The following is a 17,653-nucleotide window of genomic DNA, read 5'->3' on the forward strand; positions in this document are numbered from 1 at the left end:
AGCTGGACACATCGAATCGCTTACCAGCTCTTCGTGTTTCCTTTATCTCGTACGAAGTGCGTAAGTCTCATACGGCGCTGAACGGGTACTCTGCGCTTTTGTTCTTTTTGACAAAGTTTTCATTTATTTTCAGGAGGGGTAACAATGGGAAATGTAAATGTGACAACAAAATCAGCTGAATTAGCTGCAAGACGCAAGAAAGCTGTACCACAAGGACCGTATCATATAACAGGATTCTATGCAGAATCAGCACAAGGCGCAATTATTAAAGATGTTGACGGAAATGAATATATTGATTTTGCTGGTGGTATTGGTATCCAAAATATTGGTCATAACCACCCAAAAGTTGTAAAAGCAGTTAAAGATCAATTAGACAAATTTATTCATACATGCTTCCATGTAGCACCTTATGAAAGCTATGTAGCATTAGCTGAGAAATTAAATGAACTTACACCAGGAGATTTCGAAAAGAAGACTCTATTTGTAAACAGTGGTTCAGAAGCGGTTGAGAATGCAATCAAAATTGCTCGTAGCTACACTGGGAAATCAGGTATCATCTCTTTTGATCGTGCCTACCATGGTCGAACGTTATTAACTTTAGGTTTAACAAGTAAAGTAAGACCTTACAAATACGGATTTGGTCCTTTCCCAACCGATACTTATCGCATGCCATATCCTTACTACTATCGTAGTGAAGGAGGGATTAGCAATGAACGCGTGGATGATATGATTTTAGAAAATTTTAAACATTTCTTCAAAGCTGAAGCATCAACTGATGATATTGCTGCAATTATTATTGAGCCAGTACAAGGTGAAGGTGGCTTCATTGTTCCTTCAGCTCGTTTCGTACAAGGTTTGAAACAAATCTGTGAAGAAAACAATATCGTATTCATCGCTGATGAAATTCAAACTGGTTTCTGCCGTACAGGTAAATTATTCGCAATCGAAAATTTTGATGTAGCTCCTGATTTAATGACGATGTCTAAATCATTAGCTGCTGGTATGCCATTAAGTGCTGTAACAGGTAAAGCTGAAATCATGAATACTCCACTTGCTGGTCAACTTGGTGGTACTTTCGCTGGTAGTCCACTTTCATGTGCTGCTGGACTGGCTGTTCTTGAAGTGATTGAAGAAGAAAAGCTTGTTGAAAGAGGAGCTTGGGTTGGTGAAAAAATCAAAGCTAAATTTGATGAGTTCGAAGCTAAATTTGATTTTGTTGGCGAATCTCGTGGTCTAGGTGCGATGCGTGCTATTGAATTAGTAAAAGAAAAAGGAACAAAAGAACCATTGAAAGAATTAGCGGATGCTGTTGTTAAAGAATCTTGGAAACAAGGATTAATTTCTTTGAGTGCTGGTATTAATGGAAACGTTCTTCGTTTCTTACCACCTGTGACTATTACAGAAGAGCAACTTGACAAAGGTTTATCTATTCTAGAAAACGTTCTTGTTCAAGAAGCTGCGAAATTAAAGTAATAACTTATTAGGAGGTAATATTGGTGACTAATCTTAATTATATCGGCGGACGATGGTCAGAAGGTTCTACTGGGAAAAAATACGAACATTTTAATCCAGCTAATCCATCTGAAAGTTTAGGATTTACTGAAATGTCATCTGTTGAAGATGCGCAAGAAGCAGTAAAAGAAGCTAAAACGGCTTTTGTTGATTGGAGAAATCGTTCATCTGTAGAGCGTGGAGACTTTTTACGTAAAGCTGCAGATTTATTCGAAGCGAATGTGGAAGAAATCGCTGCTTGTGCAACGAAAGAAATGGGAAAGCGCATTGTTGAAATGCGTGGTGAAGTTCTTCGTGCTGCAGCTATCTTACGTTATTATGCGCAAGAAGGTACACGTAAAATTGGAGATTTGATCCCGTCTGCAAACCCAAACAATACGTTGTATACAGTACGTGAGCCACTTGGTGTTGTTGCGATGATTACACCATGGAACTTCCCGGTTGCTATTCCTGTATGGAAAATTGCTCCTGCGCTTGTATATGGTAATACGGTTGTGTGGAAACCTTCACAAGAAACAGCTATTACAGCTGTGAAGATTGCCGAAATCTTCGAAAAAGCAGGTCTTCCTAAAGGCGTAGTTAACTTAGTAAATGGTAGCGGAAGCTTAATTGGTAATGCGTTCGTAGAGCATCTTGATGTTAAAGCAGTTTCGTTTACAGGTTCTAACGCTGTAGGTAAAACAATCGCTGCAACGGCTGTTGAAACAGGTAAGAAATATCAACTTGAACTTGGTGGTAAAAACCCAGTTGTGGTATTGAAAGATGCAGATCTTGATGCTGCAGCGAAAGCGGCTGTTGAAGGTTGCATGAAGCAATCTGGTCAAAGATGTACAGCAACTAGCCGAGTATTTGTTGAAGAAGCTATTTATGATGCGTTCATGGACAAAGTACTTGGATTTGTTCAAGATATTAAAGTTGGTGATGGAATGTCAGAATCTATTACAATGGGTCCTGTTGCATCTAAAAACCAATTTGAAACAGTTACATCTTATATTAAAAAAGGTCTTGAAGAAGGAGCTACATTATTCTATGGTGGTAAAACATGCGATGCTCCTGAGTTCAATGGTGGATACTTTATTGAACCGACGATCTTTGAAAATGTAACAAATGACATGACGATTGCTCAAGAAGAAATCTTCGGACCGGTCTTTGTTGTTATTAAAATAGCAAACTATGAAGAAGGTTTAGCTCAAGCAAATGACACCATTTATGGCTTAAGTGCGTCATTATTCACAACTGATTTAAACAAGGCTTTCCACTTCGTTAAAAATAGTGAAGTTGGTTTAGTACAAATCAATGGTGAGACTGGTGGAGCAGAGCCACAAGCTCCATTCGGTGGAATGAAAGAATCTAGTTCAGGTACTCGCGAACAAGGTACTGCCGCTATTGAATTCTTTACAGCCTACAAAACAGTAGCTATCACTACTAAATAATACAAAGCGGCGGAGAATATTTAATTCTTCGCCGTTTTAATTCAAACTACATGCTCCTTCTAAAGCTTATATGTTAACCCCAAATATCTTCCTATGACTTTTAAAATAAAAAAATATGCCTAACTATGTTTGTATTACCTGAATAATTGTATCCAATATTACTATCGATTGGATACAAGACTTAAACTGATGAAATTTAGACATGAAGTAATACATTGAATTAAACCTTGATAAAATAAGGAATCTGTAGATATAATCAGTTAATTTGAAATTTTTACTTAATTCTTGAAATTGATTTTTGGATGTGATAAACTTCGATTTGTATCCAATATTTTGACTATTTGCAAAAGTGAGGTGCCGCTATGGGAGAAATTTTGCCTAAAGATAAAGTTACGATTCTTCATTACGTGACAAAAAACTTAAGGCAAGCGATTCTTGATGGAACATTAACAAAGGGAGAGCGGTTAATTCAAGAAGAGTGGGCGATGAAATTAAACGTTAGCCGTATGCCTATTCGAGAAGCTTTAAGACAACTGCAAATGGAAGGTCTAGTTAAGATTGAACCACATAAAGGAGCAATTGTAACACCGATTACTCCTGAAGATATTGAGGAAATATATCATATTCGCTCTGTTTTGGAAGGTTTAGCAGTAGAGAAGTCGTTGCCATATTTAACAAAAGAAGATAAGCGTGAAATAGAATTGCTTTTACTAGAAATGGAGAATTTGGACTTAACGGAAGAAACGAATGATTTTTATATCCACCTTAATGATCATTTTCATAAGAAGTTAAGCAAAGGTTGTCCATGGACTAGAGTAAGGAATATGGTTGAAACTGTTGGAATTTCACCGATTGCACCTAGTTTATTAATAGATTACTATAAGGAAACGCAAAAAGAGCATCGGTTGATTTATGAGGCAGTGATGAGAAATGATGCAGCAGAATTACGTGCTGTCATGGAATATCATATTTTCCGAACTAAGAACAATTTAATTTCCTATATGGAGCAATTGAAAAATGCAAAAAATGATGTAGAACAATCTATTAACATTAAGTAACAAAATAGTATAAACAATGGGGGATTTATCATGTACGATTTCGCGATAATAGGTGGGGGAATTGTAGGTTTATCTACGGGTATGGCATTATATGAACGTTATCCTAATGCAAAAGTAGTAGTTATTGAAAAAGAAAATGCGGTTGCTGATCATCAAACTGGACATAACAGTGGTGTAATTCACTCAGGAATTTATTATCAACCAGGGAGCTTTAAAGCTCGCTTCGCAAAAGCAGGTAGTAAATCAATGACGGAATTTTGCCAAAAGCACGGTATTGAGCATGATATTTGCGGTAAAGTGATCGTTGCTACGAAACCAGAAGAAATACCGTTATTAGACAACTTGTATGAGCGTGGACTTCAAAATGAATTGAAAATCAAAAAAATTGACGTAGGTGAATTGAAAGAAATTGAACCTCATGTTAATGGTTTAGGTGGAATTCGTGTTCCGATGGCTGGTATTGTAAACTATCGCCAAGTTAGTGAAAAGTTTGCTGAAATCATTCGTACAAATGGCGGTGAAATCAAACTTGGAACAAAGGTTGAAAAAATCGATGAGAAAAAAGACGATGTAACAATCGAAACGAATAAAGGTACATTTAAAGCACGTATGATTATTAACTGTGCTGGTTTACACAGTGACCGTGTTGCGCAAATTGCTGGTTACAAAACAGATATGAAAATTGTTCCTTTCCGTGGAGAGTACTATAAATTAAAACCTGAAAAAAGACATCTTGTTAAACACTTAATCTACCCAGTTCCTAATCCTAAGTTCCCATTCTTAGGTGTTCACTTTACACGCATGATTGGTGGAGAAATAGATGCTGGGCCAAATGCTGTGCTTAGTTTCAAACGTGAAGGATACAAGAAAACAGACTTTAACATGAAAGATTTTGCTGAAGTAATGGGTTATGCAGGATTCTGGAAACTAGCAAGTGGGTTTATGAAAGAAGGAATTGAAGAATATATTCGTTCATTCAGCAAAGCTAAATTTGTTGAAAGCTTACAACAACTAATTCCTGAAATCCAAGCAGATGACTTAGTTGCTGCTCCAGCAGGTGTGCGTGCACAAGCGTTATCTGATGATGGGAAAATGGTAGATGATTTTCATATTATTGTTGGTGCGAGCAGTATTCACGTATGTAACGCACCATCACCAGCAGCTACAGCTTCTATCGAAATAGGTAAAGAAGTAGTAAGTCGTATTCCTGCACAATCGCAATTAATTAAAGCTTAAGAAAGTGCTAGTAGGAAAAATGGTGTGATAATTATGACAATTTATATATGAACAATTTAAAGGGGCGTATTTTATCATGAATCCAAATATTATGTTTATTGCTGGTCACGCAAGATTGCCGCAAGGGATGGCTGCGAAAAGTGTATTTGATACGTTAACTATTACAGCAGAAGTAGATCTTAAATATGGAGTAATATTAGAAGCATCGTGTACTCTTGCGACAGAGCACGGTAAACATTTTATTAATCAATTGCTTAGAGGAATCAGTTTAAATGATGGAATTGAAAAACCGATTGAATTAATTCAATTCTATTATCGTGGTAAAGCAACTAATGCGTTAGTTGCAGCACTTAAAGACCTAGATCTTCATTTTCATCAGAGAAAAGCTGAGATGAAATTAGCTGATTGAAAGTTTTTAATATTTACACAATAGCAACTTTGTGTTACACTAACTTCAGTTAAAAAATATATATTCGCCTTCTGAATAATATCCTTTTCAAAAACGCGAATAATATTTATGATGCTGTTCAACATTTAAACAAATATACTTAATAACTGTAATATTTACTATGACTCTATTTGTCTAGGGCAAGACAGTAAATAATAGCCAGTTGTACTATGTCTTATTTAAGCATGGTATAGCTGGCTATTTTTTGTTCTAAAGAGTTAACAGACAATATAATATCACTCAGGAGGTTTTATCAATGGCTGTTATCGAAAAAAGTGAAATGAAATTTGTACAAACAACGGAAGGGTATGAAATTCTGCCTCATCCACAAAGCAACCGCTTATATCATATTGAAATTAGCGCTGACATTGTGAAGAAATTCTTAGAAATCATGAAAGAAGACGGCGTATCTGCTCAACGTCTTGAGTACACTCCATTTGCACGTCAATTAGTGACTGATCGTCTATTAACACTTACTGGATATGAACTAGGAAATATCGTAAGAGAAATTCTGAACGATCGAGCTTCAGGTGGATTCACTGTAGGTATGAAAGATGTAACAGAAGATAAAGAAGAATTCTTATTCTTCTCAACTGCATTCTCTCACATGGCTGGTATGCCGAACTTTGATTCTATGACTGGTAAGTACTATGCAAACTTCAGTGTTAAAGATACTGATAATAGTGACTCATACCTACGTCAGGCTTACCGTCTATTTACACTTCACACAGATGGTACTTTCGTAGACGAGCCAACCGATTGGTTATTAATGATGAAATTAGAAGAAAGAAATGCAGTAGGTGGAGAATCACGTTTATTACACCTTGATGATTGGAACGAGCTAGATAAATTCGCGAACGATCCAATCGGTTCTCACAAGTTCACATACAAAGCACCAAGCTCTAAAAATGTAGGACAAGAAGTAGAAAGAACAACTTTCTTTAAGCAAAACAACAAACCATGTATTTGCTTTATTGACCAATTTGTTTATCCAGAAACAATTGAACAAGCTAAATACTTAAGCAATCTTTCTGACTCAATGGAAGCAGACGAAGCTGTCATTGAATTAAAATTACCAGTAGGTAACTTAGTGATGGTTAACAACTTATTTTGGTTACATGGCCGTGCGGCATTTGAAAAGAATACTGAGCTTTATCGTGAATTACAACGTCAACGCGGACGTTTCATTCAATAATCGTTATTGTCATTAATAAGTACAAAATAAATTTGTATTTTATCCGTTGTCATTAATTCCCCTTGATGACACCTTATAAAAAATATGAAGTATATGATTAGAAGAGGTTGACCATTGGTCGACCTCTTTTTGATCTTTCTTTTTCCTTTCACGGTCGTACGGCTCCAATTCATACGCCGCAAAACGGCCACTTCTGCTTTTCTTAGTTGTCTAGCGCCAGTGCCCAGCGGCTAGTGAACTTCGCCATCCTCCCTACGATAAGTCAACATCGACTCGCCTACCGGCTTATCGTGTTTCCTTTATCTCAGTCGGATCGCTCCAGTTCATACGCCGCAAAACGGCCACTTCTGCTTTTCTTAGTTGTCTAGCGCCAGTGCCCAGCGGCTAGTGAACTTCGCCATCCTCCCTACGATAAGTCAACATCGACTCGCCTACCGGCTTATCGTGTTTCCTTTATCTCAGTCGGATTGCTCCAGTTCATACGCCGCAAAACGGCCACTTCTGCTTTTCTTAGTTATGTTGGTTTTGTTGTCTTGCTTCGTCTGGTGTGTCTAGTCTTGCTGCACCGTTGTGATGGAGCGATTGATCACGATCGGATTCAACTCGTCTGCTATTTTTCAGTTTTTTTTCTTGTCGATCTTTGCCCATCGTTTACACCTCCTCATAGTATTACTCTTTCATTTACAGTTGAAATTATTCGTGAAAGCATAATGCATTGTTTAATCCTTCTATTCCTGTCAATACTGTTTGATGGAAAGGGGATGATTAAATGAATGGTTTAATCTTTATTTGGGGTAGTTGGATTCTTCTTACGGTATTTGTGTTTTTTCTATATCATAAAATAAATTCTTCGATAGTCGCTCACTTACTTATCATACTCTTTCTTTCCCAGTTTTATATTTCTATAAATCCAATTACTTTAAATGGAGCAGTTATTTATTTAATGATTATTGTATGTAGGTATATTGGGTGTTTGACTTTTAAAAACCAATTTCATGTTATGTTAGCATCATTTATAGTGGCTTTGTGCCAAGGTAGTTATTACTTTTTTCTAACCTTAGAACCTTTATGGTTTTCGTGGATACCGATGTGGGGAAGTAGCATCTTGTTGTTGTACATTAGCATCTTACTCTTAAAGGATAATAGACAGCGTATGATGGCTCTTATTATGGGTATGATAATAAGTGATTTACTGCTGTTTATTGTTTATTATCGGACAGGATTATCATATGAATTATTTTCTTTATCTTGGTTGGATCATATTGCGGTTGTAGCTTTAGTACTTCTCATTTGGTATACGATTGAATCTATAGGGAATTATTTATTTGATGATAGCAAACATTACCATAAGAAAGAGGTTTGAAATGCGTGGATAACTACTTTTTACCTATCTTAGTTGGATCAGTTGCTGGTATCGTTACGAGGTTATTTATGTTAAAGAGTGATTATCGCCAATATCCAACGTACTTACATGGGAAGATTATTCATTTAGCATTAGGGGTTATTGCGGCAGGATTAGGAAGTATTGTTGTACCTGCTTTACTAATGAAAGATTATACAGCAGTTACTTTTCTAACATTAGCTGCTACTCAGTTTAGAGATGTTAGAAACATGGAACGAAATACGTTAACGGGTTTGGATCAATATGAATTAGTGAAGCGTGGAAATACATATATAGAAGGAATTGCTGTTGCATTTGAAGGTAGAAATTATTTAGTTATTTTTACTTCTTTGATTACGACTACTGCTTATTTATTTCTTAATATTTGGGTTGCGCTCATCGTAACTATACTGTGTATATTCTTGAGTCGGGTACTAATGTCAGGTTCTACATTACAGGATATTTGTGATATTGAATATTGCGAAGTACGCTTTGATGGAGCAGGGTTATATATTGATAATATTTATATAATGAATATTGGTCATCCTCAAAGACAAGAAGAGATTTTGCGGTATGGCATGGGGTTTATATTGAAACCTAAAAATTTTAACGTTAGAACGACTATTGCTAATTTAGGGCAACGTCAAGCAATATTACATGATGTATCAGTTGCATTGGGTGTTTATCGTGACTCCGGTACACCAGCGCTTGTACCTCTAGCGAAAAGAGATTTAGATGATGGACGAGTAGGTGTTTTTATTTTGCCTCAAGAAAAAAATATTGAAAAAGCAATAAAAGTAATAGGTAATGTTCCAACTTTGGAGAATGCAATTCGATTACCGAGCAAAATAGATACGGATAAGGAAGGAATTCTATAAATGGTTCTCGAAAAATATATAATAGCAGCAGTGACATTAAATACATCAAAAGTACCAATAGCCCCTGCATTATTTCATTGTGATACAATAGAAGAAATGGATGACTTTGCTGCAAACTTAGAAGCTATTTTAGACGGAATTGCTCATAAATTGAGCGAGGATGTTTATATAATTGTAAAGCATTAACCTGATGTTATTGTTGGATAGAAAAAAATTTGTTAATATAGGATAGTTACACCCTTCTTAATAGTAAGAAGGGTTGTTTTGCAGAGTAGATAAAATAGTATAGGAATCAAAATACAATGAGTTCATTTGATTTTATTTATAAAGTGATACATATTTAAGTATGTAGATATAAAGAACAAACTGTAAAACGGGTAACAATAAGATTCTTCCTTCCGAGATTGTTAATAATAAAAGAATTAAAAATGCAAATAGGTAAAATACTTATATAGTTATAGATAATCGATTATGTTGATTTTAATTGTAAGAAGGAAGTTCGTAAAAAAAATACAAGATATTTTTATGCGTGTACTTACTGGTAAATGCATGAGGAATACAATGAAAGGGTGATTGTAATGCCGAAACCTGTCGTTGCAATAGTGGGAAGACCGAATGTTGGGAAATCTACTATTTTCAATCGTATTGTAGGAGAACGTGTATCGATTGTCGAAGATGTTGCAGGAGTAACTAGAGATCGTATTTATAGTTCAGGAGAATGGCTTACTCATGATTTTAATATAATTGATACTGGTGGAATTGATTTAGGAGACGAGCCGTTCTTAGAGCAAATTCGTCAACAAGCTGAAATTGCTATTGATGAAGCGGATGTTATTATTTTTATGACAAACGGTCGTGAAGGTGTAACAACTGCTGATGAAGAAGTTGCAAAAATATTATATCGTTCAAAAAAACCTGTAGTATTAGCAGTAAATAAAGTCGATAACCCTGAAATGCGCGAACAAATTTATGATTTCTATGCACTGGGATTTGGAGAGCCATTCCCAATCTCAGGAACGCACGGACTTGGATTAGGGGACTTACTTGATGAAGCAGCAAAACATTTCCCGACATTCAAGGGAGACGAGTATGATGAAGGAATTATTAAATTCTCTTTAATCGGTAGACCGAATGTTGGGAAGTCTTCATTAGTAAATGCATTGCTTGGAAAAGATCGAGTGATTGTAAGTGATGTAGAAGGTACAACACGTGATGCCATTGACTCACCATACAAATATAATGGACAAGAGTATGTCATCATTGATACGGCTGGTATGAGAAAGAAAGGGAAGGTTTACGAAAGCACTGAGAAGTACAGTGTATTACGTGCCCTAAGAGCGATTGAACGTTCAGACGTTGTTTTAGTCGTGTTAAATGCTGAAGAAGGTATTCGTGAGCAAGATAAGAAAATCGCTGGATATGCTCATGAAGCAGGCCGTGGTGTCATTATCGTTGTAAATAAATGGGACGCTATTGAAAAAGACGAAAAAACAATGAAAGAATTTGAAACGAATATTCGTGAGCACTTCTTATTCTTAGATTATGCACCGATTGTATTCTTATCTGCTTTAACGAAGAAGCGTATTCATTCTGTTATGCCAATCATTGATAAAGTTAGTGAAAATCATGCGTTACGTGTTCAAACGAACATCTTAAACGAAGTTGTTATGGATGCTGTTGCAATGAATCCAACACCAACTCATAAAGGTCAACGCCTGAAAATTTTCTATACAACTCAAGTGGCTATTAAACCACCTACTTTTGTTGTTTTTGTTAATGATCCTGAACTGCTACATTTCTCATATTCAAGATTCTTAGAGAATCGCATTCGCGAAGCTTTCGAATTTGAAGGTACACCAATTAAAATATTTGCACGTCAAAGAAAATAAGAAGGTAGTGATGAGCATGGAAACACAGAAAAAGGTAACAGTTGCTGGTGCTGGAAGCTGGGGGACTGCACTTGCTATGGTTCTTGCTGATAATGGTCATAACGTAAGTATTTGGGGTAATAAAGAGAAACAAATAAACGATATTAATGAAAACCACATGAATTCGACATATTTACCAGAGGTTAAGCTGCCTGAATCTATCATCGGTACAACCTCATTAGAAGAAGCTTTAGAAGGTGTAGAAACGGTTATTCTTGCTGTTCCAACGAAAGCTATTCGAGAAGTTGTTAAGAAGATTGGATCGACAGCGAAGCAACCAATTACGATTGTGCATGTGAGTAAAGGTATTGAACCAGATACACTTATGCGCATTTCAGAAATGATTGAACAAGATGGCGATCCTAATATTATTAAGGATATCGTTGTTTTATCTGGTCCTAGCCATGCGGAAGAAGTAAGCCTTAGACATCCAACAACTGTTTCTGTATCATCGAAAAATATGAAAGCAGCTGAAGAAGTCCAAGATTTATTTATTAATCAAAACTTCAGAGTCTATACAAACCCTGATTTAATCGGTGTAGAAATCGGAGCAGCTTTAAAGAATATTATTGCTTTAGCTGCTGGTATTACGGACGGGCTTGGATATGGAGACAATGCAAAAGCGGCTCTTTTGACTCGAGGGCTTGCTGAGATTGCTCGATTAGGTACAGTTATGGGAGCGAATCCTCTAACATTTGCAGGTCTTACAGGTATTGGTGATTTAATCGTAACATGTACAAGTGTTCATTCTCGTAACTGGAGAGCAGGAAACATGCTTGGTAAGGGCCAAAAGCTTGAAGATGTCTTAAATAGTATGGGAATGGTTGTAGAAGGCGTTCGTACGACAAAGGCAGCTTATCAGCTTGCGGAGAAGTATAATGTTAAAATGCCAATTACAATGGCTTTATACAATGTTTTATTTAATAACGAAGATGTAAGAAGTGCTGTAGATTTGCTAATGTCAAGAGATCGTAAATCAGAAATGGATGATTTAGTGAATATTTTGCAAGCATCTAAATAATTCAGGAAATTATTTTTAAAAATAGGCATTTGATGATGCGTATATTGGAATTATGCATAGAATGCTATGGAATAAGCAAGACCTAAAAACCTATAGTGGTAATTTAGTCATAAGACAGAAGAAAGCAATATCGCCTTCTTCTGTCTTTTTTTGCGATTAAGAAAATTTAATTTTTTTGAACTTAGACAATTGAATCGCTTATCAGCTTGTCGTGTTTCCTTTATCTGAGTCGAAGTCCCTCCAGTATGTACGTCGATAAGCAACGCTTCCGCTTTTCTTATAACTATTCCAAATTTAAAAATTTTTAACAAATATATAAAAAAATAGCATTTTAATCGCTCACAAAAGATGGATTGTACTATAATGAGAAAGTACAAATGTTGAAAAGTAAGAAGAATACATAAAAAAACAACGATGGGAGTGATAAAGATTGACACCAGCACTGCAAAAAATGTGGATTTCATTTGCGGCCATGATATTTATGACTATTTCAATTGTTTTAATTTATTTTAGTCGTTTTAAGCTTAAAGGTTTTTTTAAAGCGGTTACAACAGTGTTTGCATTTATCTTAATGGTTTTAGCAGGTATTATTGTTTTTCTCGTAGTATTAAGTGGACCGACAAATTCATAAATTGGAGCAGCTGAAATGAGAAAAAAACATAATGTGATTAGTGTGTTAATGATAGCTATTATCGTCTTAACGGGATGTATGTATCCTCAAAGCAAAAGAACAGAAAATAAAACTCCTTATGAAGATCAAATTCAAATCGTTCAGCAAGCGGTGAATCAATATCGTAAAGATCAAAATGGATTATTACCTATAAAAAATAATGATGCAACAGTCCCTATTTATCAGAAATATCCAATTGATTTCTCTAAATTAATAGGTAAATATATGTCTGATCCTCCAGGGAATGCTTATGAAAGCGGTGGAGTCTTTCAATATGTGCTCATTGATGTCGAAACAAACCCTACTGTAAAAATCTATGACCTTAGAATAGTAGACTTAATTCAGGAGTATGGGCTCAGAATGCAGATGTATAAGGACAAGAATAAGTATCCCCCTTATAAAGATCAGTTAGATACATATGTTTTCACTCTTGACTATAAGAAATTAGGATTTGATGAATTACCAGTTGTAAAAAGTCCGTATTCACAATCTGAATTAGGAGTAATAATGGATTCTGAAAGCAATTTGTATATTGATTACACACCTGATTTGGTAAAAGCATTAAAAGAAAGTGAACGCAAGTTTAAGCCTGGGGAAGATATCAGAGTTTTATTGACTGAAAATTCAATCTTTGTTCCAGCATTCTCCTTGCCTTACACTGTAAATGAAAACTATGAACCGGTTTTTATGACAAAATAGTCATAACCCTTCTCTTACAAAATATATTGTAGGAGAAGGGTTTTATTTTTTGTAATTTCAAGATGAAGAATTTTATCTACTACGGTTCAGCAGCATCTTATTATGAAAAAATATGAAACGACATTCGAAAATTACGCAAATGCTGAAACTATACACGACTATACGAAAGAAAGGAGAAAAAAATAATAAAAATAGCATATTTTTATCGGACAACAACATAAATATAAGATGTCTTATTCTATACAATTGGATATTATATCCCAAGCACTCTAATATCGGGAGGGAATCTCGTGGAAAAAGTAGATATTTTCAAAGATATTGCAGAAAGGACTGGCGGTGACATCTATTTAGGTGTGGTGGGGGCGGTTCGGACTGGCAAATCTACATTTATAAAAAAGTTTATGGAGTTAGTAGTACTTCCAAATATGGATAATGAAGCGGATCGAGCAAGGGCGCTTGATGAGCTTCCTCAAAGTGCAGCAGGAAAAACAATTATGACAACCGAGCCAAAATTCGTTCCGAATGCGGCTGCATCTATAAAGGTAGAAGATGGATTAGAAGTAAATATTCGCCTTGTTGATTGTGTGGGCTATACCGTTCCAGGAGCCAAAGGCTACGAAGATGAGAATGGCCCAAGGATGATTAGTACACCGTGGTATGAAGAACCGATTCCTTTTCATGAAGCAGCGGAAATTGGAACGAGGAAGGTTATACAAGATCATTCTACAATTGGGGTTGTTATTACAACAGATGGAACAATTGGTGAAATTCCACGTCGCGATTATCTAGAAGCTGAACAAAGAGTAATCGAGGAATTGAAGGAAGTTGGTAAACCCTTTATTATGATTATAAACTCTGTGCAACCTTATCACCCAGATACTGAAGCGTTACGTGCAAAGCTTCAAGAACAATATAATATACCTGCACTGTCAATGAGTGTTGAAAGCATGCGTGAAGCAGATGTCATGAACGTCCTTAGAGAAGCATTATATGAATTCCCTGTACTTGAAGTAAATGTGAATTTACCAAGCTGGGTAATGGTTTTAAGAGAAAATCATTGGTTAAGAGAAAGCTATCAAGAAGCAGTAAGAGAAACAGTTAAAGATATTAAACGTCTGAGAGACGTTGATCGAGTTGTTCATCAATTCAAAGATTTTGAGTTTATTGAGGACGCTAGTTTAGCAGGCATGGAGATGGGGCAAGGTATTGCAGAAATTGATTTATATGCACCGGATGAGCTGTACGATTCAATTTTACAAGAAATCGTCGGTGTTGAAATCAGGGGAAAGGATCATTTATTAGAGCTAATGCAAGATTTCTCTCATGCTAAAGCAGAATATGATCATATAGCTGATGCTTTAAAAATGGTTAAACAAACAGGTTATGGAATAGCGGCTCCATCACTTGCTGACATGAGTCTAGATGAGCCAGAAATCATTCGTCAAGGCCCTAGATTTGGCGTTCGATTAAAGGCTGTAGCACCTTCGATCCATATGATTAAAGTGGATGTGCAGTCTGAATTTGCGCCAATTATCGGTACTGAGAAGCAAAGCGAAGAATTGGTACGCTATTTAATGCAAGATTTTGAGGATGATCCACTTTCAATATGGAGTTCGGATATATTTGGTCGCTCATTAAGTAGTATTGTTCGAGAAGGAATCCAGGCAAAGCTTTCACTAATGCCAGAAAATGCAAGATATAAACTGAAAGAAACATTAGAAAGAATTATTAACGAAGGATCTGGTGGCTTAATAGCCATTATACTATAAAAAAAAAGGCTAGTTTATACACAATGTGTAGCTAGCCTTTTTTTATTTTGTAAAATAATAAGAGTCCGCTTTTACTTTGAAAAATATGATTATTTTGGGTAGGATGTTAGTAAGTTGGTGCGTCATTTGGACAATCTATTACATTGTCACAAAAATGTAATAGAATAGTGTATATATTTCGCTAATTATGGACACTATTGCTAATAAACGTTGTAATTAAAGAATATATGCAACAATTCGTTAAAAGATTACCATTATTTATTGAATTCTCTTGATAACAATAAATGATTATGATAATCTACTTACAGTAAATGAGCTAAGAAGACGCCATTCTGCCGTTTTACTACAGTGTTTTAGCTTTTGTACATTCGCCTTTTCGCTTTACTCTTGATTTCTTATGAAAGATAGAGTAGGATGAAAAAACGGCTTTTGTAATATAGTTTGTTCAAAAGTTAGAAATAAATCAAATATCAATACAACTTTCATTGATCAAAAATGATTTAGAATGTTGAAAATGAAATTCCCGTTGGGAGGAGGTGAATGGCATGAACAAGACAGAACTAATTAATGCAGTTGCAGAAGCAAGCGAGCTTTCTAAGAAAGATGCAACGAAAGCTGTTGATGCTGTTTTTGATACTATTCTAGACGCTTTAAAATCTGGTGATAAAGTACAACTAATCGGTTTTGGTAACTTTGAAGTACGTGAACGTGCTGCACGTAAAGGTCGTAACCCACAAACTGGGGAAGAGATCGAAATCGCTGCAAGCAAAGTTCCTGCATTCAAACCAGGAAAAGCGCTTAAAGACGCAGTTAAATAATTTACATATTAAGTCAATATGTATAAGTGAAGTAGAGATTATAATTAGTTGGTTTTACACCACTATTGTAAAAGATATTTCTCTTAAAACAAAAAAGCCTTTCGTTTTTATAAACGGAAGGCTTTTTTGTTTTACAGCTTTACAAACAATTCTTTTATAAGATATTTTTTTGTTGTATTTTATATAGAGAAGCTTTATTTACAAGTAAATTCACTGTTTACATAATAAATCTTTGTTAGTGGGGCAAATATGTTAATATAAAAATATTGTTTGCTACTCTCCTCGTTTTATCAAGAGCGTAATAGTATTAATTCATGTATGAATATTTTAGAATGGAGAGAGTGTAATTTTGTTTATTAATTCTGGAGGCAAATACATTGGGAAAAGTAGATCACGCAAAAATAGAAGAAGCAATTAAGATGATCCTGGAAGCGGTAGGTGAGGATCCAAATCGGGAAGGGTTGTTAGATACTCCCCAACGAGTAGCACGTATGTATGAAGAGATTTTTTCTGGATTGCACCAAGATCCAAAGGAATATTTCAAAACTGTTTTCGGGGAAGAACATGAAGAACTAGTACTAGTAAAGGATATTCCTTTTCATTCTGTATGCGAGCATCACTTAGTTCCTTTCTATGGTAATGCTCATGTAGCTTATATTCCGAGAAATGGAAAAGTAACTGGTTTAAGTAAACTAGCTAGAGCCGTTGAAGCAGTTGCGAAAAGACCTCAACTTCAAGAGCGAATTACGTCAACAGTTGCTGATAGTATTCTTGAAATGTTAGAGCCGCATGGCGTAATGGTAGTTGTGGAAGCGGAGCATATGTGTATGACGATGAGAGGCGTTAAAAAACCAGGTGCAAAAACGATTACGTCGGCAGTGCGTGGTATTTTTGCAAGCGATGCAAGATCCCGAGCTGAAGTGTTATCATTAATAAAATAATTCAAATTTGCTCATGTATTTGTTTTTTATATTGAACATACATGAGCGAGGTATACATAGGAATAGGAAAGGTACATTTCATTGAGTGGTGTTTATCTAAATGGATATTGTTATGCGATTAGGTTTAGATAATTTAAATGAAAGCAAAATATAGAAGAGGTGACGAAAGTGGCAGAGAAAAATACGGATTATGTCATTATTAAGGCAAAGGAAGATGGAGTGAATGTAATAGGCTTAACGAGAGGGTCAGATACAAGATTCCATCATTCTGAAAAGCTTGATAGTGGTGAAGTAATGATTGCCCAGTTTACTGAACATACATCAGCGATTAAAGTTCGTGGACATGCACAGATTTACACACCTTTTGGAGAAATTGAAAGCACGCGCAAATAAAGCAGGTATCCCCTGCTCTTTTTATTGTAATTAAATAAAGGAATCTCAGTTTCCTAATGAATGTAGAGTTAGCTTGTTTTATGGTTCGGATATTTTATGGTATAATTACATGTAATTTTCAAATGGAATATCGGGACCTTTTTAAGATAAAAATATGGATAGGTTTGTTAAAGAAGCTGTTTCATTTTACATATTTTATTGAATTTACAATTAATTAGAAATAAATACCTTCATGGTAATAAGGGTGATAATCATTGAACAATATTTACGATT

At 35.5% G+C, this 17,653-nt stretch carries 18 protein-coding genes; 17 read left to right on the forward strand and 1 reads right to left on the reverse strand.

Annotation, left to right across the window (positions count from 1 at the left end; translation table 11 throughout):
- Positions 1 to 144: 144 nt before the first annotated feature.
- From gabT to glaH, 6 genes are all read left to right on the forward strand, one after another.
- The gene (gene gabT, locus V7014_RS18785) at positions 145 to 1,473 is read left to right on the forward strand and encodes a 4-aminobutyrate--2-oxoglutarate transaminase (RefSeq protein WP_335509186.1); all 1,329 of its coding nucleotides are present in this window, start codon (positions 145 to 147) and stop codon (positions 1,471 to 1,473) included.
- Positions 1,474 to 1,496: 23 nt separating this feature from the next.
- On the forward strand, positions 1,497 to 2,945 hold the full coding sequence (locus V7014_RS18790; RefSeq protein WP_335509188.1) for an aldehyde dehydrogenase family protein: 1,449 nt from the start codon (positions 1,497 to 1,499) through the stop codon (positions 2,943 to 2,945).
- 362 nt (positions 2,946 to 3,307) lie between these two features.
- Positions 3,308 to 4,003, forward strand: coding sequence for a GntR family transcriptional regulator (locus V7014_RS18795; protein ID WP_335509190.1), 696 nt, complete (start codon positions 3,308 to 3,310; stop codon positions 4,001 to 4,003).
- Positions 4,004 to 4,033: 30 nt separating this feature from the next.
- Positions 4,034 to 5,239: an L-2-hydroxyglutarate oxidase gene (gene lhgO / locus V7014_RS18800; protein ID WP_335509192.1), complete on the forward strand. Its 1,206-nt coding sequence runs from the start codon at positions 4,034 to 4,036 to the stop codon at positions 5,237 to 5,239.
- Positions 5,240 to 5,315: 76 nt separating this feature from the next.
- Entirely contained in the window at positions 5,316 to 5,648 is a 333-nt protein-coding gene (locus V7014_RS18805) for a DUF3870 domain-containing protein (protein WP_335509193.1), read from the forward strand.
- A gap of 295 nt (positions 5,649 to 5,943) precedes the next feature.
- On the forward strand, positions 5,944 to 6,882 hold the full coding sequence (gene glaH / locus V7014_RS18810; protein ID WP_335509195.1) for a glutarate dioxygenase GlaH: 939 nt from the start codon (positions 5,944 to 5,946) through the stop codon (positions 6,880 to 6,882).
- A 510-nt stretch (positions 6,883 to 7,392) separates the two neighbouring features.
- On the opposite strand, the gene V7014_RS18815 is transcribed toward glaH, so the two are convergent.
- Positions 7,393 to 7,530, reverse strand: a complete 138-nt coding sequence (locus V7014_RS18815; protein WP_335509197.1) for a YpzI family protein — start codon at positions 7,528 to 7,530, stop codon at positions 7,393 to 7,395.
- Positions 7,531 to 7,651: 121 nt separating this feature from the next.
- Here V7014_RS18815 and V7014_RS18820 point away from each other — a divergent pair, with 121 nt between their 5' ends.
- From V7014_RS18820 to mtrB, 11 genes are all read left to right on the forward strand, one after another.
- The gene (locus V7014_RS18820) at positions 7,652 to 8,245 is read left to right on the forward strand and encodes a YphA family membrane protein (protein ID WP_335509199.1); all 594 of its coding nucleotides are present in this window, start codon (positions 7,652 to 7,654) and stop codon (positions 8,243 to 8,245) included.
- Between the two features lie 5 nt (positions 8,246 to 8,250).
- Entirely contained in the window at positions 8,251 to 9,141 is an 891-nt protein-coding gene (locus tag V7014_RS18825) for a YIEGIA family protein (protein WP_335509200.1), read from the forward strand.
- On the forward strand, positions 9,142 to 9,327 hold the full coding sequence (locus tag V7014_RS18830; RefSeq protein ID WP_335509201.1) for a capping complex subunit for YIEGIA: 186 nt from the start codon (positions 9,142 to 9,144) through the stop codon (positions 9,325 to 9,327).
- A gap of 392 nt (positions 9,328 to 9,719) precedes the next feature.
- Entirely contained in the window at positions 9,720 to 11,030 is a 1,311-nt protein-coding gene (gene der, locus V7014_RS18835; RefSeq protein WP_335509203.1) for a ribosome biogenesis GTPase Der, read from the forward strand.
- Between the two features lie 16 nt (positions 11,031 to 11,046).
- Positions 11,047 to 12,090, forward strand: coding sequence for an NAD(P)H-dependent glycerol-3-phosphate dehydrogenase (locus V7014_RS18840; RefSeq protein ID WP_335509215.1), 1,044 nt, complete (start codon positions 11,047 to 11,049; stop codon positions 12,088 to 12,090).
- A 430-nt stretch (positions 12,091 to 12,520) separates the two neighbouring features.
- Complete coding sequence (locus V7014_RS18845) at positions 12,521 to 12,721, forward strand: DUF2768 domain-containing protein (RefSeq protein ID WP_335509205.1); 201 nt, start codon at positions 12,521 to 12,523, stop codon at positions 12,719 to 12,721.
- A gap of 15 nt (positions 12,722 to 12,736) precedes the next feature.
- On the forward strand, positions 12,737 to 13,459 hold the full coding sequence (locus V7014_RS18850) for a hypothetical protein (protein ID WP_335509206.1): 723 nt from the start codon (positions 12,737 to 12,739) through the stop codon (positions 13,457 to 13,459).
- A gap of 290 nt (positions 13,460 to 13,749) precedes the next feature.
- On the forward strand, positions 13,750 to 15,228 hold the full coding sequence (gene spoIVA, locus V7014_RS18855) for a stage IV sporulation protein A (protein ID WP_335509208.1): 1,479 nt from the start codon (positions 13,750 to 13,752) through the stop codon (positions 15,226 to 15,228).
- Between the two features lie 545 nt (positions 15,229 to 15,773).
- Positions 15,774 to 16,046, forward strand: coding sequence for a non-specific DNA-binding protein Hbs (gene hbs, locus V7014_RS18860; protein WP_019242034.1), 273 nt, complete (start codon positions 15,774 to 15,776; stop codon positions 16,044 to 16,046).
- A gap of 377 nt (positions 16,047 to 16,423) precedes the next feature.
- The gene (gene folE / locus V7014_RS18865) at positions 16,424 to 16,987 is read left to right on the forward strand and encodes a GTP cyclohydrolase I FolE (RefSeq protein WP_335509210.1); all 564 of its coding nucleotides are present in this window, start codon (positions 16,424 to 16,426) and stop codon (positions 16,985 to 16,987) included.
- Between the two features lie 168 nt (positions 16,988 to 17,155).
- Entirely contained in the window at positions 17,156 to 17,380 is a 225-nt protein-coding gene (mtrB, locus tag V7014_RS18870) for a trp RNA-binding attenuation protein MtrB (RefSeq protein ID WP_335509212.1), read from the forward strand.
- The last annotated feature ends 273 nt before the right edge of the window (positions 17,381 to 17,653 follow it).

Source organism: Bacillus sp. JJ722 (assembly GCF_036963345.1).
GTDB lineage: Bacteria > Bacillota > Bacilli > Bacillales > DSM-1321 > Bacillus_AD.

Coding starts and splice junctions, on each gene's coding strand:
- gabT (WP_335509186.1), top strand. CDS start 145: ATGGGAAATGTAAATGTGACAACAAAATCAGCTGAATTAGCTGCAAGA.
- V7014_RS18795 (WP_335509190.1), top strand. CDS start 3,308: ATGGGAGAAATTTTGCCTAAAGATAAAGTTACGATTCTTCATTACGTG.
- lhgO (WP_335509192.1), top strand. CDS start 4,034: ATGTACGATTTCGCGATAATAGGTGGGGGAATTGTAGGTTTATCTACG.
- V7014_RS18805 (WP_335509193.1), top strand. CDS start 5,316: ATGAATCCAAATATTATGTTTATTGCTGGTCACGCAAGATTGCCGCAA.
- glaH (WP_335509195.1), top strand. CDS start 5,944: ATGGCTGTTATCGAAAAAAGTGAAATGAAATTTGTACAAACAACGGAA.
- V7014_RS18815 (WP_335509197.1), bottom strand. CDS start 7,530: ATGGGCAAAGATCGACAAGAAAAAAAACTGAAAAATAGCAGACGAGTT.
- V7014_RS18820 (WP_335509199.1), top strand. CDS start 7,652: ATGAATGGTTTAATCTTTATTTGGGGTAGTTGGATTCTTCTTACGGTA.
- V7014_RS18830 (WP_335509201.1), top strand. CDS start 9,142: ATGGTTCTCGAAAAATATATAATAGCAGCAGTGACATTAAATACATCA.
- der (WP_335509203.1), top strand. CDS start 9,720: ATGCCGAAACCTGTCGTTGCAATAGTGGGAAGACCGAATGTTGGGAAA.
- V7014_RS18840 (WP_335509215.1), top strand. CDS start 11,047: ATGGAAACACAGAAAAAGGTAACAGTTGCTGGTGCTGGAAGCTGGGGG.
- V7014_RS18850 (WP_335509206.1), top strand. CDS start 12,737: ATGAGAAAAAAACATAATGTGATTAGTGTGTTAATGATAGCTATTATC.
- hbs (WP_019242034.1), top strand. CDS start 15,774: ATGAACAAGACAGAACTAATTAATGCAGTTGCAGAAGCAAGCGAGCTT.